18 protein-coding genes and 1 pseudogene are annotated in these 22,003 nt (G+C 54.6%); 3 read left to right on the top strand and 16 right to left on the bottom strand.

What is annotated here, in order from left to right; genetic code table 11:
* Window positions 1–5: 5 nt before the first annotated feature.
* The 15 genes from cps2T to ABIE48_RS08145 form a co-directional block, all read right to left on the bottom strand.
* Entirely contained in the window at window positions 6–1,235 is a 1,230-nt protein-coding gene (cps2T, locus tag ABIE48_RS08215) for a beta 1-4 rhamnosyltransferase Cps2T (RefSeq protein WP_192714802.1), read from the bottom strand.
* Entirely contained in the window at window positions 1,232–2,632 is a 1,401-nt protein-coding gene (locus tag ABIE48_RS08210; RefSeq protein ID WP_192714803.1) for a glycosyltransferase, read from the bottom strand. Before ABIE48_RS08210 ends, cps2T begins: the two co-directional genes overlap by 4 nt.
* Complete coding sequence (locus ABIE48_RS08205) at window positions 2,629–3,849, bottom strand: hypothetical protein (protein WP_192714804.1); 1,221 nt, start codon at window positions 3,847–3,849, stop codon at window positions 2,629–2,631. Before ABIE48_RS08205 ends, ABIE48_RS08210 begins: the two co-directional genes overlap by 4 nt.
* 1 nt (window position 3,850) lies before the next feature.
* Entirely contained in the window at window positions 3,851–5,113 is a 1,263-nt protein-coding gene (locus ABIE48_RS08200; protein ID WP_192714805.1) for a glycosyltransferase family protein, read from the bottom strand.
* On the bottom strand, window positions 5,110–6,330 hold the full coding sequence (locus ABIE48_RS08195) for a hypothetical protein (RefSeq protein ID WP_192714806.1): 1,221 nt from the start codon (window positions 6,328–6,330) through the stop codon (window positions 5,110–5,112). The genes ABIE48_RS08200 and ABIE48_RS08195 overlap by 4 nt, the downstream gene beginning before the upstream one ends.
* Before the next feature lie 39 nt (window positions 6,331–6,369).
* Window positions 6,370–7,491: a GNAT family N-acetyltransferase gene (locus ABIE48_RS08190; RefSeq protein ID WP_192714807.1), complete on the bottom strand. Its 1,122-nt coding sequence runs from the start codon at window positions 7,489–7,491 to the stop codon at window positions 6,370–6,372.
* Between the two features lie 51 nt (window positions 7,492–7,542).
* Window positions 7,543–8,673: a GNAT family N-acetyltransferase gene (locus ABIE48_RS08185; protein WP_192714808.1), complete on the bottom strand. Its 1,131-nt coding sequence runs from the start codon at window positions 8,671–8,673 to the stop codon at window positions 7,543–7,545.
* Window positions 8,670–10,154: a lipopolysaccharide biosynthesis protein gene (locus ABIE48_RS08180; protein WP_192714809.1), complete on the bottom strand. Its 1,485-nt coding sequence runs from the start codon at window positions 10,152–10,154 to the stop codon at window positions 8,670–8,672. The genes ABIE48_RS08185 and ABIE48_RS08180 overlap by 4 nt, the downstream gene beginning before the upstream one ends.
* Window positions 10,144–11,262 (bottom strand): glycosyltransferase, encoded by a 1,119-nt coding sequence (locus ABIE48_RS08175; protein WP_192714810.1) that lies wholly within the window; start codon window positions 11,260–11,262, stop codon window positions 10,144–10,146. Before ABIE48_RS08175 ends, ABIE48_RS08180 begins: the two co-directional genes overlap by 11 nt.
* Window positions 11,263–11,332: 70 nt before the next feature.
* Window positions 11,333–13,336, bottom strand: coding sequence for a heparinase II/III family protein (locus tag ABIE48_RS08170; RefSeq protein ID WP_354518678.1), 2,004 nt, complete (start codon window positions 13,334–13,336; stop codon window positions 11,333–11,335).
* On the bottom strand, window positions 13,336–14,607 hold the full coding sequence (wecC, locus tag ABIE48_RS08165; protein WP_192714812.1) for a UDP-N-acetyl-D-mannosamine dehydrogenase: 1,272 nt from the start codon (window positions 14,605–14,607) through the stop codon (window positions 13,336–13,338). The genes ABIE48_RS08170 and wecC overlap by 1 nt, the downstream gene beginning before the upstream one ends.
* Window positions 14,608–14,688: 81 nt before the next feature.
* Window positions 14,689–15,585: a UTP--glucose-1-phosphate uridylyltransferase GalU gene (gene galU, locus ABIE48_RS08160; RefSeq protein ID WP_192714813.1), complete on the bottom strand. Its 897-nt coding sequence runs from the start codon at window positions 15,583–15,585 to the stop codon at window positions 14,689–14,691.
* A gap of 295 nt (window positions 15,586–15,880) precedes the next feature.
* A complete protein-coding gene (locus ABIE48_RS08155; RefSeq protein ID WP_145022167.1) occupies window positions 15,881–16,567 on the bottom strand; it encodes a CpsD/CapB family tyrosine-protein kinase in 687 nt (228 codons plus the stop codon).
* On the bottom strand, window positions 16,548–17,297 hold the full coding sequence (locus ABIE48_RS08150; protein WP_192714814.1) for a YveK family protein: 750 nt from the start codon (window positions 17,295–17,297) through the stop codon (window positions 16,548–16,550). Before ABIE48_RS08150 ends, ABIE48_RS08155 begins: the two co-directional genes overlap by 20 nt.
* A 39-nt stretch (window positions 17,298–17,336) precedes the next feature.
* Window positions 17,337–18,077, bottom strand: coding sequence for a tyrosine-protein phosphatase (locus ABIE48_RS08145; protein WP_192714815.1), 741 nt, complete (start codon window positions 18,075–18,077; stop codon window positions 17,337–17,339).
* 334 nt (window positions 18,078–18,411) lie between these two features.
* Here ABIE48_RS08145 and ABIE48_RS08140 point away from each other — a divergent pair.
* From ABIE48_RS08140 to ABIE48_RS08130, 3 genes and pseudogenes are all read left to right on the top strand, one after another.
* Window positions 18,412–18,615, top strand: a pseudogene (locus ABIE48_RS08140) (helix-turn-helix domain-containing protein); the annotation flags it as partial.
* Between the two features lie 176 nt (window positions 18,616–18,791).
* Window positions 18,792–19,439 carry a metal-dependent hydrolase gene (locus tag ABIE48_RS08135; RefSeq protein WP_076168532.1) on the top strand — a complete coding sequence of 216 codons (648 nt, stop codon included), beginning with the start codon at window positions 18,792–18,794 and terminating at the stop codon, window positions 19,437–19,439.
* Window positions 19,440–19,805: 366 nt separating this feature from the next.
* On the top strand, window positions 19,806–20,726 hold the full coding sequence (locus ABIE48_RS08130) for a cation diffusion facilitator family transporter (RefSeq protein WP_076169574.1): 921 nt from the start codon (window positions 19,806–19,808) through the stop codon (window positions 20,724–20,726).
* A 52-nt stretch (window positions 20,727–20,778) separates the two neighbouring features.
* Here the strand turns inward: ABIE48_RS08130 and ABIE48_RS08125 are convergent, their stop codons facing one another.
* Window positions 20,779–21,942 carry a DUF2264 domain-containing protein gene (locus ABIE48_RS08125; protein ID WP_192714816.1) on the bottom strand — a complete coding sequence of 388 codons (1,164 nt, stop codon included), beginning with the start codon at window positions 21,940–21,942 and terminating at the stop codon, window positions 20,779–20,781.
* Between the last annotated feature and the right edge of the window lie 61 nt (window positions 21,943–22,003).

Raw genomic sequence — 22,003 nt, 5'->3', positions numbered from 1 at the left:
TCACTTCACAAAGGTGTTGTCGTCCCTTTGGTGCGCGCCAGCCGGCTTCCGCCCGCCTGCTTCGCCCGCACATAATCGTTCCCTTGAAACAGCGTTTCGTAGGATTGCACGATATGATCCCACGAATATAAGCTCCGGATCCGGTGCTTCGCCCGTTCCCCAAGCTCCTCCAGCTGTTCGTGACTCCACGATTCAGCCTCATCAATCAGCCTGCTCAAGGCGCCGGATTCATTCGAAAAATAGTGACAGCTCTCCCCGCCGACTTCCCGGTTGAATACGACGTCAAACAAAAGGTTCAGCCTTGTCGATGCCAGCGATTCCAACAGGGACGGGTTCGTTCCGCCCACTTCATGACCATGGCAGTATCCGTATGCCTGCTCCCGGATCTTTTTCAAGAGCGGCTGCTCGTAGACGGTTCCTACAAATTTGATCCGCGGATCCGAATCGAAACCCGTTCTTTGCCGCAGCTCGTCATAAAACGGCTGCTGCTGGGCCCCCGTCACAATGACCAAGTCTTTGGCGGTGCCCGACTTCATAAACTCGCGGATCATCAATTCATAGTTGTTCTCCGGAACAAAGCGGCCGATGACCAAATAATATCCGTATTTGGACAATCCGAACCGGTCCATCCAATCCGTAAACCGGTGATCCTCATCGCCCAGCGGCGACGGCGTCACGTCCGCCCCGTAGGCGATAAAGGTGGTATTCGGCTCATACCGGGCGTACATGTCATGAATGTACTGCTCGATCCCGCGGGAATCGCAAACGAGAAGATCCGCGTGCTTCACCATCAGCCGCTCGGACCACTTCCAGTAGCGTTTGACGGGTGCGCTCCATTTTCCCCTTTTCCATTCATGACCGTCAGGATTGACGAACACAGCAACCCCCAGCTTTTCGAGCTGCCTTTTCAGAATATAGAAAACAGGGCCGATCCGGCAGGCCAATACATAAACGATGCTGTTCTCAAGCCGATGGGTTTTGATATATTTCAGGCACTCCAGCAGGCTGAGCACATCGTAGACGACCGCCCTTGCACTTCCCATCTTCGGTGTATGCACCGGAAAGCAGCGCGCATCCTGATACATAAATTCCTCTGCTTTGCGGTCGGACAGGCAGGCGACATGATATTGGGTATCCCCGTCGGTCTTTCTTCCGGTCAGCTGGTCGACGAAGGTCTCAAACCCGCCGTACTTCGCCGGTATTCCTTTCGAGCCAACGATAAACACGTGCTTCATTTGACCACGACCTCTTCTCCGATTTGAAGATACCAATCATAGATATCCTGGGCATGACGCTGCATGGACAAGTCCAGTTCGCTGTTCACGATGCTGCGGTTCGCCGCGGCCAGCAAATGCCGATTGGCCAGCAGGTGTGTAAGAGACTGCGCCAGATCCGCGGGATCAGGCTCAAAAATCCATCCGTTGACTCCGTCTGCGATCATATCCTTCACACCCGCCTGTCTGGAGACCAGCACCGGTACCCCGTGCGACAGCCCTTCCAGCCCGACGAAACCGAACGTTTCCTTCCATATGCTGGGGACGATCAGCAGATCGGTTTCCGCGAAAATACCGGCAAGCTGATCCGGTTCGTAGCGGCCATGAAAAGTGCAGTGTTCGGCAGGTGGTGCCGATGCCGGGATGCCGTCATTTCCGTAAACGTGAAGATGCCAATGGCCCGCATGGGTATCCGGCAGCTGATCCAGCGCCTCCTGCAGCAGGAAAAATCCTTTATACCGGTCAACCGGACCCAAATAAGCGATGCGCAGGGGTTCATCCGCGGAAGGAAATGATTTTAAGACTCTCCGGTCGGCCATATGACGGTGGCGGATGGACAGGACTTTTCCTTTCACGTTCAGGTAAGCCGTAAAAATTTCCTTGGCCACCTGGCTGTTGAAATGAAATTCGTCGATCATTTGATACATTTCCAAGTAATAGCTTCTGAGCTCTTTGTATTCGTTGGCTCGTTCCGGATGAATCATAGGTTTGGAATCCCCCGCTTTCCTAGGCATATGGCTGGAAGTGCTGGAAGTTCGTTTTTTCACGGCCCTGCGGGCCTTTTGCAAAATCCGGCTGTTTTTCAAGCGCCTGTAGCTGTAGGACTGCATTATGTAGATCATGTGCGGCGAATACGCATGCTGGTTGCAGGATATGCAGCTCTTTCCCTGGTCAAAATCGTCGCAGTGGTCTCCTGCCGCATTCAGGAGGTTAACCTTGGGGCAGATGCCGAAGTAGTCGTGCGACGTATATACCGTCCGGATTCCCAGCGCTTTGGCCGCCTCCAAGAGTTCTTTATGGATTCCCATCAAAGTGTGAAAATGGATCAGATCCGGCTGTACTTCCCGGAGCAGCTCAAGGAATACCTCCGGATCCCCGGCTCGGGAGAATGCGGGTGGGCGACCGATCCCTCCGAGAAGGGGAACCGGAAGCGGATTGATGATCTCGTATACGCCGATGCCCTCATACGGAGGGTTTGGCTTAGTTTTCATTTTTCCGGACCATGTATAACGCCCCGGATACAGCAAGCTGACTTCATGCCCCTGCTGAAGCTGGGACAGCATGAGATCGACGCTGTATTTCGTCAGTCCGCCTGTTCGGTATGGGGGCAATCCAAGGGTGACATGCAGCAGTTTCATGACTTCAACTCCAAGGTCCCCGTGCTCTGAACGCCTGCGGCGGGCAGATTCTCAGCGGGAACAGGATTTGGGCTGCGGCTGTGCCGAAGCAAATAGGGATTGGCTATGATGCCATACACAATCCAATTGACCGGGTTCGTAAAATATCCGCCGGCGATTTGGTAGCTGACAATAAAGAAGAGAAGCGCGTATTTCAATATTTTTTCTTCCGGACGAACCGGAAGGATCAATGACAGGAAGAAGACTGCGAGGAGAAGGAGCATCAGCCACCCTCCCTCGGCCATGGCGTACATAAAGGAGTTGGAGATGACATCCACCAGCCCGAAGCCGGCATAGGCGTTATGGACCGTGTCCGTGTTCAGATTGCCGAAACCGATGCCGAAATAATGAGTGTCCATCAGCATCTGTTTCATGACGCGAAAGCTGACGTTAAACCGGTAGACGACCGACCCGTCATTTCCATTCACGATATCGTTAAAGCGGAGATAGAAGCTGTTATTGCTGTTCACGACCGCCAGCACACTAAGAACCGCCAGAAAGATCAGGGCAATCAGCCCGAGCACCCGGACCGTGCTGAAGTTTTCCTTCAAATAAAATAAGTACATCACGACACAGGCCAGTGACAGGCTGAACATGCCGCCCATGCCGGCCGAGAGCACCACAATGACCAGATTCGCGCCGATCAGCGCAAAGTGGAGAAGATTCCTGGACCCTGATTTTTCCCGCAGGGCAAAGAAAACGAGCAGCAGGACCAGCAAGGCGGCATGAAAAGAGGCTTCGCTCGGTTCGAAGTACAGGAGCGACAGCCTCGTTTTTTGATAAATATTGACCGTTTCGTCCAATCTCCACAGCCATTCCGTTTTAAACGCAAGGCTGACGGCAAGAAGGAATACATGAAGCAGGGAGGAATAGACGGCCATTTTTCTCCATACCGGTAATGGAATTTTCGATTCCTTGATTTGTATGAATAAAAAGACGTTCAGAAAGATTTTCGCGACGTTAATCACCAGTCTTGGAATCTCGATCTGGTCGTTCAGCACGATCTGCAGCAGGGCATACAGGACGACAAGGTAGATGTAACCCAGTGCTTTGACCGTCAGCCGTTTGTTTTTATAGATATCCGCGAAAATCAGGACAAGGCTGAGAAAGTACAGCAGGTCCAAATTGGCGGACAGCAGTTCATGCAGCACGTAGGAACACGACAAAATCAGCGCCATTTTATACCCTCTTTACTCTTTTTTGCGTCGCTCCACGAATGTGCTCCCCGATCATGGCCAGAAGCTGCTCCGCCTGGTTCGTACGGGAAAAGGCTGACCGGCCGGAGAAATCGAACTCCTTGGCGATCAAGTCCGCCAAACCATCGGCCACGGAGTCCCGGTGATGGCCCGCGCAGATGCCATACCGGCCGTGGACCAATTCCACCAGCTCCCGGTCAGCCGTAACGGCCAGGATCGGCTTGCACGCCCCGATATATTCAAAGGTTTTGCCCGGGATGGCATAATCGCTGCCCTTGGTATGCGTAAGAATGACCGCTACGTCCGCTTCTTTCAGCAGAGACGACGACGCCTCATGCCTGACGCTTCCTACGATCTCCACCGTAACCCCGTCACCTGTCATGTTCACATTGGATAGATCCCTGGCCGCCTGCTGGTCAAGCAGCCCCGCAACTTTAAGCTTGATCCGTATGCTGGTCCTCTCGTGAAACAGCTGCAGCCCCTCGATCAATGCATGTATATTTCGTCCTTTATAGATGGAGCCAATATGAGCCATGGTCAGCTCGCGGATATTGTCGGAAATACGTTGATATACGCAGTTTTGGAACGGTTCCTCGTCGTATCCGTTGCGGATCAGCCGTATAGACGGCCGTTCTTGCCCAAGTTCATAATGCTGCCGGATCCCCTGGGACACGGCCACGATTGCGTCGGCCAGCCGGGGGATCATCCTCTCCGCCCTGCGGTAGGCCTGACGGGGCTGACCTTCCCCGATGTTATGGTTGATGATGTCCCTGATCTCGAGCACTACCGGAATTCCCGGCGCTTTGCGTTTGATGTGGTCAATGATGTACAGTCCGTACACATCCGGTATCGTCAAAAATACGGCTGATACCTCGTTCTGCTCCAGGCATGCGTCCAGCTCGCGGAAGAGGCGGATGTTCATGCGCCTGAAAACATAGGAGCTGTATTTATAGTTCCTCCATGCCGTGATCGTCCATTTGTTTCTGAGCACACCTTCAATAAGCTGCTTGATTCCCCGGCCGGAAGGCTCCCCGCCAACCATCGTCTGCGTAAAGGTACTGCTGGGCGTATCGTATTTGTAATTGACAGCGGCAAACCGGCTCGGCGCCGGACCGCATTTCCGGTCGTTCACGACGATAAGGCGGTATTGTTCCATAAAATGCTTCATCAATCCGGCATACCGGACCGATGCGACCACCGGCGCGCCTTCGATATAATCCGAGATGACGATCATCGTCTGCTTCATCTGATTTCACCTTCCCGAATGAAATATTCCCCTTTCATGACCGGAAGGTTCGCAATCCCGGCCGTCACCCGGACTGCCGTGCCGTCGGGCAGCAGGATGCTTGCAGGATTAGACGGGTCCAGCTTCAGCGAGAGAATGCCGCCGTTTCCGTATCTGGATTCGTGTTCGAGAGTAAACATCCTTTCCTCACCCGGATAAGTCACGACCTGCACGTGATCCCGGAGGTTCACGTAATCGGCAAGCTCCGACCCGGTGCAGTACCATACGTTTTTCCCCTCCAAATAACGAAAGATCGCCTGCAGACTGCCGCAGTCGTCAAAAATGTTGGGGGACTGCCTCTTCCCATCGTCGCGTGCGGGGGAAATATGCTCCTGAATCCCGATGACCAGCCTGTTCTCCAGCAAATAATCCAGCTCACGGAGCTTCCAGCGGCGAAGCGGCGTCTTTAAGAACCGTTTGGCCATCCCCTTCAAGGAAGCTTCCGGCCGGTAAATCCCATTCAGCAGCCCTCCGTCCACCGTCGATGGAATGTCGATGACGCCGCCTTCGCCAAAGCGTTTAATATCGTAGTTGGTGAGCGGATCTGAATCCCCGCCGCTGATCCGTTTCATCGCAGGGTCTCCCGCCCCCCGGTTCCAGTATCTGCACCACCAAATGAACCCCGCCCGATCAATGCTTTCATCCGAGCAATCGTTGCCGGCGTACCCGCAGTATTTGCCGCCTTTCGGCCTTTCGCCGACGGCATCGGCATAGACCGATATCCCTTCCAAGGTACGTTCCAATGCTTCTTCGGCGCTTTCGAACAGCTCCCATTCCTGTACAAAATCCTCCGGATTCGGTCCCGTTCGTCCATGGGTCGTACCATGATAGGCGAGTTCATAGCACGGGTGCCGGTGAATGCCGCGGAAGAAAGCCCTGCTCTCCTCGTCGGCGTTGATCGGGCGGGAGGTTTGCCTGCACACCGGATGATCGGACATACCGGCCCGGACCCCTACCGGAACAAAGAAGGTTACCTTGACCTGCGGAAAATGCCGCAGGATTTGCTCATTCAAGTACCGGAAGGATGAGTTTTCTCCATTTTTGCAGTATCCCCAATCCTCCTCCAGATCGGGAATTCCGTTATGGTTGACGTCCACCCACGTATTGGCCAGATCATCGATCATAAAGAAAACAGGCGAATTGGCGCCGTTAAACCATTTGCATTTCTCCAAGTGCATGACGTTTTTCCCCTTATCCCTTTCCTTCACCCTGCTGCATCAGGAATGCACAGCGTTTTTCCGGTTCAGGTACTTCAAGATTCCCCTCCCCTTTACCAGCATTCGGTACAGCCTCGTGTGAAGGCGGTCATTGTTCCACATTTGCAGCGAATACATGACGGTAAATTGATTGGTCCACCGGAACTTCCACGGGTACGAACCGGCGCCCAGATCGATGTCCGTCACCTGCCCCTGCTCGATCAGCCTGCGGATCGTTTCCAGCATCAGTACGTCGAAGACGCCGTATTTCGCATAATCGGGGGAATACCCGGTATTCCAGCCGTACAGCTTTCCCCTGTGCAGAAAAAACAGCTGGTAGGCGATCATCACGTTCGAATCCTCAAGCTCGAGGAAGGACGCAATGACCTGGTCGTTGTTCATAAATACCCGCTTGTAAAACTCCTCATTCTTCTGGTCTTCAAACAGGCTTCTGCGGTCGATCCTTCCCCTCTGCTCGTGCAGATATGCCTTCTCCTGCTTGTGAACATTGGAGATCCGGTCATAAATATCCCCGCTTTGCCGGCAGTCCACCATTTTGAACTGATAATCGGTCTCCTGCTGGAGCTTCCTCAGCTTCTTTTTCGCCTTGGCATTGATTCCGCTCGTATCCCACCCGGCTGCGGTATCCCATCCGCCGATCCGGATGCTCGGACAGGAGGTGAGGTACTTGATGCTCGGATTGTACCTGTCATGGCGCAGTAAAAAGTGAAGCAGCGATGTGTCGGTTGCAAGGTGCGTCAATTCGATTTTGTCCCACAGGTCGGAATGGTCCTCGATGGCTTTGAAAATTTCCTTGATAATCGCAGCCGGACTGCCCTTTTGGGAATGGAGGATGAAATTGAAATAATCGCCCTTGCCCATAAAGCCGAGCACATGGCATTTCACAATTTTTTTATCCACCGTACGGATGACAAGCGGAGCGATGCCGACCATTTCGTTGTCCCGGCTGCAGCAAATAATGAACAGCTTGTTGTTCCGGTCCTCTCCAAAGGTCAGCCACCATGCGTAGTTATATTGAAAAGTGCTGTAGTAGGTCAATTCGTCGTCCAGCTCCTGCAAGCGCTCCCAATCCTCTTGAATGCTAAGGAATCCATCGGTATCGGTAACAATTTTTATACTCATGGTTCCAGTTAAACTCCTTTATCCTTGAGTCAGCTCGGCTGCCGGTAGACATTACAGCATGATTTCGATCATTCCGGTCATAATGAAGGCGGTCTGAAGCATCGTTTTGAATCCGGACAAAAACCGGTACAACCGGCCCCTGGCTTTCAGCAGATTCCACATCTTGAACGTATAGTTTACGTTGAACCGGCTGGTCCATTTAAACTTCCAGGCATAGCTGCCCGCCCCGCAGTCGAGCCGCTTGCCGAGCTTCTCCTTGAACAAATGCTCCAGCGTTTCGATCATGAGCACGTTGGATAGGCCGTGAAAAGTCGAATATTCGGGGGCGTAACCCGAATTCCAATCGTACAGAACATCCTTGTAAAGATAGCAGATGCTGTAGTTGATAATCTCCCCGCGTTCATCCTCAAGCATAAAGACGACCACCTGCTCGTTATTGCAGAAAAGACGCCTGAGAAATTCGTCAGTGTACTCGTTTTCAAACAAGCTCCGCCTTTCGGACCTGCCTTTTTCGGTCTGCAGGTACTCCTTCAGCAGCCGGTGAACCCGGGCTACCCGGTCGTAGATTTCCGCGTTCTGCTCACCGGTGACGACCTTGAACCGGTAGTTCACCTGTTTGCGGAGCTTATCCCGCGTCTTTTTCATTTTGATAAAATCCTTTGTTTGGCTCAGCCGCTCGTAGGTCTCATGCTCCCTGATCGGGATCACCGGACAGGAAGTGAGGTACTGCACATGTTCGTTATACTGCTCATGGCGAAGCAGGTAGTGGAGCAGCTGCGACTCCTGCGTCAGATGGGTCAGCTCGAATTTGTCCCAGAGGCTGTCATGGGCGTGAAAAGCGCCGAACAGCTCCTTCAGGATTTTGATCTCGCTTCCGCTACCCCTTTCGAGCAAAAAGGTGAAATAATCCCCCTGACCGATAAAGCAAAGCGTGCTGCAGCTGAACAGCTTGCTGCGGTCACGGCGGATCATGAGCGGGGCGATCCCCACCACCCTGTTGTCCAGGAGGCAGCACACGATAAAAAGCCGTTTGCCCGGGTTCTTGGAGTGGGTTTTCCACCAGAAATAATTGAACTGAAACGTACTGTAATAGGTCGCATCCGGATCCTGAAGCTCCAACCGCTCCCAGTCTTCCTGAAGGCTTTGAAACCCCTCCATATCGGTCACAATTCGGGTATTCATAGCTCGGATTGGACTCCTTTCATGGACATATTGGACTTCTGCTTGAGCACCTGCCGGATCATCCCGCCCAGCTCCGCCCGGGTCACCAGCTTGCACAGCAGGCATAAGTAAACGAAGCCGCAGCAGAGAATTCCATTAAACAGAATCTCCAGCAGCACGGAATGGATGACCTGCATCAAGACGAAATAAATGCCGTAAATCGGCAGGGTAACGGACAAGTACTTGTACGGAAACAGCAGGCCGAGCCCAATCGAATAATACTTGGTGCCAAACCGGTAAAACAAATAATTCGAGGCCATATAAGCGATCACGGTGGATATGGCCGATCCGTACAGCCCAAGAAGCGGAATAAGCGCCAGGTTGCAGCCGACGTTGATCAGGGCGGCCGTAATGATAATGATCGAGTACAGCTTCATTTTTCTGGCGATATGGAGCCCCAGCGCATAGAAATCCGCCGCACCCGCCAAAAAATACGAAATCGCCACGATCGGGATAATGTAGTTCGCATCCCGGTATGCCTCGGTGGCGACCAGCTGCGTGGCAATGTTGGCAAACAGCGAGAGCCCGAGCACGCACAGCCAGCCTACGAAGTTGTACAGCCTGAACATTTTACGGATCTGCTCCGGTCCGGCCGTTTCCTTGTACATTGCGTATTTGAACGGCGTGAATACGGACATGAACGGGTTGATGAACACCGGATTGATCAGCATGCCGATTTTGTATCCGATGGAATACACCGCTACCGAAGACAGGTTCAGAAAGCCCTTGATCAGAAAACGGTCGCTGAGGGACAGAACCCATGCGGAGACATCGCCGATCATCAAACCCGTGCCGTAGCCGAGCATCATCCGCAGCTTCCGGATACTCAGCCTGAAACGGTACTGCCGGATATGAATGAGAAAAAGCAGGACGAATACCGTCAAGTGGCCGAAGAGCTGGGCCTGCAAAATACCAAGAATCCCCATCTTCAGCACCAGAAAAAAGTACAGCGCGTAGACCAGCGTGAACACCACGGTGGCGATTTGGATGCTGCTGGCGAGCAGCGCCTTAAACTGCATCGTATAGTAGCTGGTATAGATCAAGTTATGACAGGCCAGCACCGAGCTCATCACGACATAGGGAATAAACAGATGGGTGGAGTCCGAGAGCTGAACGAACACATGGGGATAGATCCAGGGATTTACGGCCCATGCCACGAGGATAAATGCCAGCCCCCACAGCAGGGAAAAATTCACCGCCGTATTTCTCAGCTCCAGCTTGTTGTCGTATTCATGGTAAAACCGGACCATGCCTGAATATACGCCCAGCGTAATCCCGAGCGCCAGCAGCTGCTGAATGCTGAGAATGATGTCATATTGTCCGTACTGCTGCTGGCTTAAGTTGCGGGTGTACAGCGGGATGAGGATCAGGTTCACCATTTGGGTCATCAGGGAGGAGCAGAAATAGGCGACGCCGTTGGAGAGAAATTTTTTATTTTCCATAGACCTCCACAGCCGGCTTGCCACTCGGCGATTCCTTTCCTGCGATGCTGGAATACACCTGGATGAGCTCTGACGCATAATCCTCGACTTGAAGGTCCTGCAGCTGATCCTTGTAATGCGGATAGCGGTCGATGATGTCGCTCACTTTGGCGGCAAGGTCCGCCAAGTCCCGGGAGCGGAACAGAACCGTCCCCTCCGGCCGCCTGCATACTTCGCTCGCCGCGCAAGGAATGCGCCCGTGCAGCGACTCCGCAATGGACATGCCGTAACCGTCCGTGTTCGTCGGCCGGATGAATAAGTGGCTCTTCTTCAGAATCGGATAGAACTCCGTATCGTCCACTTCATAGAACATGACATCGCCGCTGAGGCCGTACTCGTTGAGCTCCCGTTGAAGCCTCATGTAGTGGCTTCGTTCCTCCCCGGTTTGCGTGGAAACCCCCATGACCGCAACCAGCAGCCGGATCCGCCTGCCGCGTCCGCGCAGTTCCTTCATCAGCTGGATCAACAAATCGAAGCCGTACAAATCCTCCCCGCGGTAAAAACGCACATAGCCGTTAGCACAAATCGCAAAATCCGCTTCTTCCAAAAACGTGTACACCCCGGCAGGGATGGCTCTGGCCTCCTCTGCTCGTTCCGGCGGGTGAATATATGCCGGGATCGTTACGACCCGGTCATGACGAAATCCCAGTTCGCGCAGGAACCGGGTCGTGTCCTCATTGACGCATATGATCAGGTCGATGCTCTTCAGGCTGCGGAGAAGAATCCGCCGCCTCAGCGGACCGGCATGCCGGATCTGATCCTCCAGATTGACGCCGTGAACCGTGAGGATGATTTTTTGGCCAAGCCGCTTATACAGCCCAAGCAGACTGCGTAGCCGTGGGTCGATCGTATGGAAATGAAGAATGTCCCCCTTCAGAAAAGGGATCTTGAACAGAAACCGCCGGTACCGGTTCAAAGGATGGACGTGCGGGCTGCGGGCCGCGCCCTTGGCTTCGTTATATATCTCATAATCGATGCCCTGCTGCTCCATGACGGCGGACAGACGGCTGAGATGGACGGATACGCCGCCGCGCGGAGGCGGAAGCGGACCGATGAATACGACTTTCATGGAAGGATCACCTCGTTCACTTGAGCTGCTGCGTTTGATTACGAAGTCAACATGTGCATCTGCTGCGATTTTATTTCCAACGGATGCGGGTGCTAAGCCCTTCCGGATGACTGCTTCGAACCCGGATCAGCCGGCTTGCGCGCCGCACGCCATATCGTTTCGAAACCCAGGAATCTTCCAGCTGGATGGCGGACGCCCCCTCAAAACTCATATGTATCGTTACTCCGGCTTGGCGTATGAGGACGATGCCATCCGTTTGGGCTGCAGCGGCACCCGGTGCCAGCATGAATGAAGCCGTAAATTCCCGGATCTCTTCCGCTCCTGGTGACACCGGATCCAGACGGTCGGACAGCGTCAGTTCTCCCTCATGAAATTCAAACACGCGCCGATGGATGACGCTGCACTTGCCGGCATAACCTGAATGACTGCCTGCGAAAAAGCCTTCCCTGAACGCATCACAGCGCGCGAATGTCTGCTCCCGCATCAGAAACAGCTCGTGTTCATCAAAATCGTTTTGCTCATGCCCGCCCACTTGAACGGTGTTGTGCATACCCGTACTGCGGAACAGGTTGCGCAGCCGGTAATCGGCAGAGTAAATATAGGCACCCGGATCGACAAAGATGTCCTGGCCGGACACCTGAAGCTCAAAGCTCAGCTGGTCGTTATGGCTGTGGGCCCCATGGCCGCGGAAAGACAGCTCGCCGCAGCGCACCAGGCAGTACGCCAGGCTGCTGCGCAGCACATAATACCCGCCGTCCGGATACGCTGCGCAAGGCCGGTTCGAGGGCGCTCTTTCAGGCGCTGCATATGGCCGGAGCGTGGACAACCCGGCAATCCACATCGCTTCCTCACGGTGCAGGCGTCCGGCGGCGCGGAAATCGTCGCGGTCGAACAGCTCGCCGGCCACGGCCAGCATATGGCGGCAATCCGCCGGCGCCCACCGGCCGTAACCGGCCGCGATCATCACGCGTCCGTCGTCCGCGTCGCCGACGACCGGCGTTCGCCCATCCTGCTTCACGAGGTCCAGCAAGAACTCGTGCATCTTCTCGAGCCGCTTCATGTATTCCGGCGTGAATTCAATCCCGTTGCCGCGGCACCAGACCGCAGACAGGACAAACAGCTCGGCGACGAGCCGGTGATAGGAAGTGGAAGCCTCGTAGTTCGATCCGTCCACGTTCACCTGCACGAACATTTCCCGCTCGGTTTCCCGTATGCCGTAAGCGAGCCACTCTTTGGGGCTTGAGCCGCTTATTCCTTTGCCTCGCACCTCTATATCCCCAAAATAAAGGCCCAATCCGATCAGTCCGGCGAGATTGGACAAATAGTGGTTTCCCGTATGCTCGCCCGTGTTTTCCAAATTATCCATAATAAAACCGCCGTGCCTGTACAGCGACGCATGAAGCCGGTCCCAGAACGCTTCGGGCAGCGAAGGGCTGTCCCGGAAAAAATAAATGCCCGCAATCCAGTTGACGGCACGGATCGCCACATCCATCGCGCAGGTCCAGTTTACCGACATTTCGGGTGGATTCTCCTGGATCCAGTCATCCAGCTGGGCTTGAAATTCTAGCGCATACGCCTCTCTGCCTGTCAGCCAATAAGCTTTCCCCAGCGTAAAGACATGCTGAAAACGCGAAAGCTCCCAGGGAACCTTCACGTCAGCCCGGTTCGATAAATCGACCGTTCGGATTCGTTTATAATACCGGGGCTCCCAGCGGAATCCCGTCTTGAAGTCTTCGTGCCAGGGAAGCCGCTCTCCGAGGGTCACGGGACCCGATCCCAGCAAATCGAACTCGTGGACGCAGATCCGGTCCGCCTGCCGGATAATCTCCGTATCGGACCGCCCTTCGCGCAGCAGCTCCGTATACCGCTCCTTATCCTGCGGATCGAACAGGAAGCGGCCGCGGCTTCGGAATCCGCTGAACAGGCTCGGCTTCAGCACGGCCGGAGCCAGCCTGTGTCGGATGCTGAGATAGGCGGTGCGCGTTTCATCAAGCGCTTTTTCCGCGACCTTGGCCGCCGCCGCATGCAGCGGCATCCTGCGCAGCTTTTTTACTTTCATCATCAGCGTGGACATCAATGCACCCCGACCCGTTCCCGGGGCGATTCGCTGAAGAAGCCCCTTGTATCGATCACGATTTTTTCCTGAAGCAGGTTGCGGTCCATATGGGAGAAAGCGTCGTGATTCACGAGCAGCAGCACAATATCCGCCTTGCGGACCGCCTCCACCGTTTCAAGCAGCTGAACCCCGGCTTCCGCAAGCGAGGCCGGCAGAAGCTGGATATGCGGCTCCACGGCATAAATGTCCCCGATCCGGGCCTTCGCCAAATGCTCCACGATTGCAAGCGCGGGGCTTTCCCTCAGGTCGTCGATGTTCGCCTTAAAAGAAAGTCCCAGGCAGGCAATGACGGGCGACTTCAACCGTTTGGCCCGCTCCGTCACCTTATTCACCACGTAACCGGGCTTATAGTCGTTAACGATTCTAGCGGTATGAATCAGCTTGGCCTGTTCCGGCGCCGCATGGACGATAAACCACGGATCGACCGCGATGCAGTGTCCTCCCACGCCCGGTCCTGGCTGAAGAATGTTCACTCTGGGATGGTGGTTTGCCAGCCGGATCAATTCCCACACGTTGATGTCCAGCTGGTCACAGATGAGAGACAGCTCGTTCGCAAAAGCGATGTTGACATCGCGGAAGGAATTTTCGGTCAGCTTGGCCATCTCCGCCGTTTTGGCGTTGGTTTCAAGGATTTTCCCGCTGACGAACTGCTTGTAAAAGGCCACGGTTCGCTGGGTCGACTCGATATCGATCCCCCCGATAATCCGGTCGTTTTCCACGAGCTCGCGGAGGATTTGCCCGGGCATCACCCTCTCGGGGCAATGGGCGACATAGATCCGCCGGGCGGCCTGCTGCGGTGATCCGGACACGGTCAGGTCGGTCCGGGCGTCCAAAATCGAGCGTGCAACCATCTCGGTCGTCCCCACCGGACTCGTAGATTCCAGGATAACGATGTTGCCCGGCCGGAGGAAAGGAGCCACGGAAGCAGCCGCCTGTCTGACGTAAGACAAATCCGGCTTCTGGTTCTCCTCGAAAGGGGTTGGAACGGCCAGAATAAATACATCTGCCTCCTCCGGTTCTTCCGAGACATGCAGCTGTCCGCTCTGGACGGCCGCCTTGACCATAATGTCCAAATCCGGTTCCACAATATGAACTTCGCCCTGGTTAATCAGCTCGACCGCATGTCGGTTCGTGTCCACGCCATGCACTTCAAAGCCTTTAATCGCAAGCAGACTGGCTGTTGGCAGTCCGATATAACCCAGCCCCACGACGCAAATTTTTTTGACCATAAGTCCGCCCCTGCCTTCATTTCAAATGGTAATGACCTTTCTTTCACCGCTCATACGGCTGATCAGTCACGCTGATCCCGGTCAAATCTTCGGCTCCACGTTATCGATTTGCAGAATCCGGTCCAGTTCCCTTAAGAGGGGTGTCCGAAGTTCTCCCTGGCGAAGCGCAAACTGAATGGTGGTCAGAATGTACCCGAGCTTCTCGCCGACGTCGAAGCGCTCCCCTTCGAATTCATAGGCCAGACAGCGATGCTTGACAATCAGCTGCTGGATGGCATCTGTAAGCTGGATCTCCCCGCCATACCCGGCTTCCTGGTGTTCCAGCAGGCTGAATATTTCCGGGGTGAGCACATAACGGCCCATAATGGCCAAATTCGACGGCGCCTCTCCCGGAGCGGGCTTTTCCACCACTTTCCGCAGCTCAAAGGTCCGTTTGTCCGTGTCGTGAATCGCACTCGGGTCGATGATGCCATACCGCGATGTGTGCTCGGATGGCACCTGCCCGACGCCGACGACGGAGCAGCCGTGCTTTTCGTACTGGCGGACGAGCTGTCCGATGCAGGGCGCTTCCGCGCGGACGATATCATCTCCGAGAAGCACCGCGAAGGGCTCGTCACCGATAAAATTCCGCGCGCACCATATGGCATGGCCGAGGCCTTTGGCTTCCTTTTGCCGGATATAATGGATCTCTACGGCTGACGAACGCCGAACCATCTCAAGCACGTCCAGCTTCCCTTTTTCCAGCAGGCTGAGCTCCAGCTCGAAGGAGTAATCGAAATGATCCTCAATCGACCGTTTTCCCTTGCCGGTGACTATAATGATGTCCTCGATTCCCGCCTCGATCGCTTCCTCCACGATGTATTGAATGGTCGGCTTGTCGACGATCGGCAGCATTTCTTTGGGCATCGCTTTGGTTGCCGGCAGGAAACGGGTACCGAGTCCGGCAGCCGGTATAATGGCCTTTTTCACTTTTTTCACTTGAATAAACCCCCAACTTCATAATGTTGTATCCTTCGGTTTTATGTTTTCTTCTGTTTATCAGGATGAAAGGATGAGCTATACCGCCTGCAGGCAGCATAGCTCATGCTTCCATCCGAAGCATGAGCGTTACTCGGGCATTGAACCCGACCTCACATCACACTTTCGACGATAAACGTCTAAGGTATCCGAATACCCACAGCATGATCGAGTGCCTACCCGTGATAAAGGTACAGTAGACATGACCTGTAAAGACATGCTTCATTAACACGCGGTTTCCTTGATACCCGAAAAACTATTGATGACCGTAATAACGGTACTGGTTCGCCTCGGACTTACTGTATTTTTTCTGATTCAGAACGACGCCGAGAATCGTTGCCTTCGCAAGCTCCAGCTTCTCTTTCGTTTTCTGAATGTACTCCCGCTTGACCTTGCCCGATAGAACAACGAGGATCACCCCGTCGCACACGGAGGAGACGATCAAGCCGTCGGCGACAGCCATCACCGGTGACGTGTCGATGAGGATGATGTCGTAAACGGGCTTCCAGCCGTCGATCACTTCCTGCAGCCGGTCCGATGATAACAGCTCCGTCGGATTCGGAGGAACCGGTCCGGCGGTGACCAGCGACAGGTTCTCCACCACGGTCGTCTGCACGACATCACCAAACGCGCATTGTTCGGCGAGAAGATTCGAGAGCCCAAGCCGGTTCGGCACGTTAAAAATGCTCTGCAGCGACGGGTGCCTGAGATCGGCGTCGATCAGCAGCACGTTTTTTCCTTCCTGGGCATAGGCAACCGCCAGATTGCTGATCGTCGTCGATTTCCCTTCCCCTGCCTGGGTCGAGGTCACGGCAAGCACCTGCAGCTTTTGATTCCAGCCGGAAAATTGGATGTTGGTCCGAATGTTGCGGTACCCTTCCGAGATCGACGACCTGCGGTTGACGTTCATGATCAGCTTGTTTCTATTGGCTGACTGACGCATACTTTTCACCTGCCTGTTGTTTGGATCGGGCGGTCGCCCGCGTTCGCAAGTCCCGCTTTTTCATTTTCCGGATCGCGCCCAGGGTCGTAAGCTCAAGATACCGCTCCACGTCCTCATCGGACTTGATCGTGTCATCCAAGTACTCGATAAACAGCACCACGCCAACGATGATCATGAACGATGCGGCAAAAGCGATGGCGATGTTAAGGACAACATTCGGGCTGACCGGATCGGGAGCACTCGTCGACAAGGTGCTGTCCAGAATCGAAATATTGTCCACTTTCATGATTTTGGGGATTTCATGCTTGAACACGAGCGATACGGCGTTTACGATCTCTTTGGCATGCTGGTAGGAGGCATCGCGGATTTTCAATTCGATGATTTGCGAGTTTTGGGTCGTAACGACCTCGACCCGGTCCATCAAGTCCTGCGCGGTCTCATGCAGACCGGGGTACTGGGCGACGACCTTTTCCATGATGGAAGCGGAGCTGATAATGACCTTATAGGAGTTGATCAGCATAATGTTAGAATTGATTTCATTAATATCGAGCGTCGGTTTTCCCTCGCTGTCCAAATTGGACTTATTGACGATCATCGTGCTGCTTGCTTCATAAACCGGCTTCATGACATAGATGCTGTAGGCACCGGTGCCGGCCGAGCACAAGACCACCACCAATACGATCAGCCAAAGACGCTTTCTTAACATTTGCAGCAGCAGCTTGAATTCCATAATCCTTCCCCCCAATTTCATCGAATGGTTGCCTCCGCTCTAGACGGTGGGTTGATGAAACGTTCCGATCTCCTTTCCGCTGATGAGCTGCACCGCATGGTCCTCCAGGCTCTTCCGAAAGCCTGCTCCACACAGCTTGTCGATGATGCCGAGCCCTTCCTGTGCGTAAAATTTCCGCCGGACCGTGTTGTGCGCATCCGTTCCTATCAAATGGACCAACCGGTGTTTGCACAAGTACGCAGCTGTGCTCTGTACCGATTCCCCAAAAAATCCGGCAAGAGATTGGGTCGTTACCTGCAGCAGGACGCCGAAGTCCCGAATCCATCCCGCCACTTGATCGGGCTGATCGATAATCCCCAAGTTCCGTTCCGGATGGGCAATGACGACCCGAATATCGGCCCGTTTCATGAAGGCAAGAAAATCTGTAAAATACCCGGGTACCTTGCGGGAGGGAAGCTCTACGAGTAAATAGCGGCTGCCGGCAAGCGTCTGGATCCGGCCGCGCCGGAATTCGGTGGGATAACGTTCGGTAAGGTGGTACTCCTGTCCAGGGAGCACCTTCAGGGGGATCCCGACGCGCTTGAGCTTGGCGTTAAACAGCTTCACGCGGCGGTTGATTTTTTTGGCGGAGTTCAAATAATGTCTCTCTCGGTGGTGCGGGGTGGCGATGATCGTCGTAATCCCTTCTTCCACTGCAGCCGCAGCCAAGCGAAGTGCTCCATCGATCGTTTTCGGCCCGTCGTCCACAGCCGGCAGGATATGGCAGTGTGTATCGATCATACGTATCAGCATCCATCCCTTTGATTTTTGAAAAACAATGCAACATTATGTATCATTAAATATGGAAGCTCGACAGAATATGCACTGGTTCCGGCTTCCTGGTGTAACCGATGGTGACGAATTGCGTCTTTATTCCTGGTATTGGCTTAATCTATGAATAAAGATTGACTTTCCAAGAGGAGAATGAACCTGTTTTTTTGGGTAAATCGGTTCAAAAACAGCTTGCACTATTGACGACACTGTTAATTTACGATACATTTTGTATCATGTCAAGCGTTATTTAGCAGGTCCAAATGCTCACGCATACCCGGGTATCCAAGGGGGGGGGAAAGAAATGAATTACGGCAACCGAATATCAGAGCTCAGGGAGCAGAGGAAATTGACTCAAGAGGCATTGTCCATAACCCTTGGGATCAGCCGGGCGGCCTTGTCCCACTATGAGAAGAACCGCAGGAAACCGGATTTTGATACGCTGTCGAAACTGGCTGATTATTTTCAAGTCTCCATAGATTATTTGCTTGGACGAACAGAGGCAGCCGCGGCGGACGAAAATTCGGATACAGCCAATCCGGCTGATTAACGGACCTGATGGTTACACGAACTTTAGTCCTATCCTCTCTGACAGGCATATACACGTGACACCAAAACGTGTATAATACGATAGCAAACATATGTTTGCCTGCAATCATCCTGATGTCAGTCAGAGGAGGAGAAATGAAGGGTTCGACACATCTCGCTATAGGCGTAGTGATCGGTGCTGCCGCCGCAGCCCATTATCCGTTTACGCTGAAGCATGCGGCGATGTACATCGCGGTTTCCGCCTTATCAGCGCTCAGCGCAGACCTCGACGGCCCCAGCATGCTCAGTTCTACCCTCGGCCGGTTCTCGAAATGGCTCAGAGAATGGCTGTACTGGTCCGGGCTGCTGCTCGTGATCGTCCTGGGGTACCTGTATATCGCTAAGGGGAGCTTTTATCTCGAATATTCCATCTTGGCGCTCGTTCTGTTTCTGCTCGGACTGATCATTAAAGACGGCATGATTCGTAACGTGCTCGTTAGCCTGATTGGCTGCATATTGATTTACGCCGGAATACATAACGCCATGGTCTGGATGTCCGGACTGGGTGCATTTGTGGGTATCGCCCCTTGGCTCAAGCACCGCGGCATGACCCATACCGTCTGGGCGGTTTGGCTTTGGGCATGGATCAGTTCCGGACTGGAGGCATACCTCAATCTGGAAGGGATCATGCTCGTATCCACCGCCGGGTACTTGTCCCATCTGATCGCCGATTCGATGACGCCAAGCGGTGTGAAGTGGCTGTATCCGCTCTACAGGAAATCCTTTAAACTTCCGTTTAAATAGCCTCCGCCGTTAGACGATCCAGCCTTGTACCGGAAAAGCTTCTGTTTCATCAACCAAGCAGCGACAATTTAGGCCTCATAACCGGCATAAGCCTCCTGTTATTTGTCAGCCTCCTGCACCTCATTTTGTGCGGAGAAGACAAATGTCACGGGAGGCTTTTGTTCTGTTGCTTGAGCCGGAAAGTGGGAATATGATGTATACGATTCCACCTTTTTCCGAATACTTTTAACTCGGAGGACTCCCGAGGCGCGATATTGTCGTGTCATGCGGGGGTTATCTTTGTCCGCGATGCATGTTTTGGCGTAATAAGAAATGTTTATTTTTGGTTATATAAAAAGAAATAAACCCAAGAATGGAGCGAGGAGACTGGAGTCCGTGGCCAGCAAATCAATATTGGCGGTATGGGTCAGCCTCATCAGCAACGTCTTGCTGACCCTTCTCAAAATCATCGTCGGGCTGTTATTCGGCAGTAAGGTTCTCGTAGCCGACGGGATTCATAATGCAGGCGATGTCGTGGCGACGATCGCGGCACTTACCTCGGCCATGGTATCCCGCAAGCCGGCGGATGAAGATCATCCCTACGGGCATGGGAAAGCCGAAGCGATCGCATCGGGCATCGTGGCGATCATTCTCGTCATGGCGGCGCTGCTGATGGTGTATAAATCAATCGAATCGCTGTTCGTTCCTCCGGCCGAAGCCAGTTGGATCGCTCTTGCGGCCGCGCTGGTTTCCCTGATCTGGAAGCAGATCCTGTACATGTACTGCATCCGGATCGGCAAGGCTGAGAACAGCCGCAGCCTGATTGCCACGGCCTACGACCATATCGCGGACGTCTACGCTTCCGCAGCCGCGTCCATCGGGATCGGCATTTCGCTGATTGGCGAAGCCTATCATATCCCCTATACGGAATACGGCGACCCGGTCGCCGGGATTATCGTATCGTACCTGGTGATCCGGCTCGGGTACAAAATGGGACGGGAGTCCGTCGACATTCTGATGGACAAAAACATCACGAACGAGCAGCTCGCCATGCTAAGCTCGATCATCTACTCCGTACCCAACGTAAAGCGCGTCGACAGCATTCGGGCCCGAGAGCTCGGCAACGCCATCATCGTCGACGTCAAAGTCAGCGTCCCCAACCATCTCACCGTACAGGAAGGGCATGACGTCAGCCGGGAAGTAAAAAAAACGATCATGGAGCGCATGAAGCAGGTGGCCGACGTCATGGTGCACCTGAACCCATGGTACGATGACGGACAAGAGGCTGTCCCCGCCAGGCCGAAGTAGCCTGGGGGACAGCCTCTTGGTTTGTGACACCCCCGGTTCCACCATCCGGTGCTTAATGTCCAAGCGCATGGTCGATTCGGCCATGCCCGCCGCTCCAAATCCGCTTGGACGTCCACTCGGCTTCGCCCTGCCAGAACGGATCGTTCTCCGGCAGCGCGAGAGGCAGCAGGACGGTCGCGCATAGATACAAGCTGCCCGTAGAAATATAACCCTCGCCCAGCTCCGGCTGATGACCGCTGAGGCCAATGCGCAGCCAGCCTTCGGCGTCGTACGTCCCGGCTGGCCCGAAGCAGCGCTTCATGACGGCCGTCAGCGCGCCGCGCACCTGCGCCGCGTCCAGCCCTTCCGGCAGCCGCTGCTGCCAGGCCAATTGGGCCAACAGATGGAAGGCGCCCGTCCGGTAGCTGATGGACCGGCCGACCACCGGAAAGCTGCCGTCCGGGGCGATCATGCGCTCCAGCTGCTCCGCGTACCGCTGCGCCCGGACGAGCGCCGGTCCCTTGTGCGCCTCCCAGTCCGGCTGCAGCGCGCCGGCGTGATCCAGCACGTCCAGCAGCATCGGGTGGATGACGAAGCTGTTGTAGTAGTCGGCGTGGTACTCCGGCCCGTCGCCGTACACTCCGTCACCGGCGTACCACTGTTCCAGCTGCTTCAAGGCGTAATCGATCCGCATCGGATCCCAGTCCCGGTCGCCAAACCGGGCCAGAGCCGTCTCGATGACCGCAGAGAACAGCAGCCAGTTGTTGAAGAACGGCTTGCGCGTGCGGGTCAGCTTCCAGGTGGATAGCCATCTTTGCTTCTGCTCGTCCGTTAACGGATCCCATAAAACATGGGGCGCACGGAGAAAAGCTTGGCACAAGAAGGCCGTGTCCACGATGGGCTGATGCCCTTCGCCAAAATTCAGCACGTCCGGGGAGGCCGGGTCGCTGGCCTGCTCCAGCGCTTGATGCGTCAGCCCCAGCAGCTCTGTGCGCAGCCGCTGCTCCTCCGCGCTTCCACCCTCCGCTCCGAGCCAAGGGGCGATGCCGTCCAGCAGGCGGCCGAATGCCTCCAGATGGGTGTAAGCCTCCCGGCCTTCCCCGCTGCTCTCCACCGGCATCTCTGCGCGCAGCCTTCCCTCCGCAAGCCGCGTCAGCACCGGACGCGCCCAGCGTTCCAAATGATGAAGCCAATACAGCCGCTCTTCCCTGCCAGCATGTTCTGTTCGTTCCGACATTCCTCTGTCTCCTCTCCCGGCTTCACGGCCGGCCCTAAGTTGGATAAAATCGCCGCCTTCG

Source organism: Paenibacillus sp. OAE614, from assembly GCF_040546645.1.
GTDB lineage: Bacteria > Bacillota > Bacilli > Paenibacillales > Paenibacillaceae > Paenibacillus_AQ > Paenibacillus_AQ favisporus.
The sequence above is the reverse complement of the archived record's forward strand: the minus strand, read 5'-3'. Positions and strand labels throughout refer to the sequence as shown.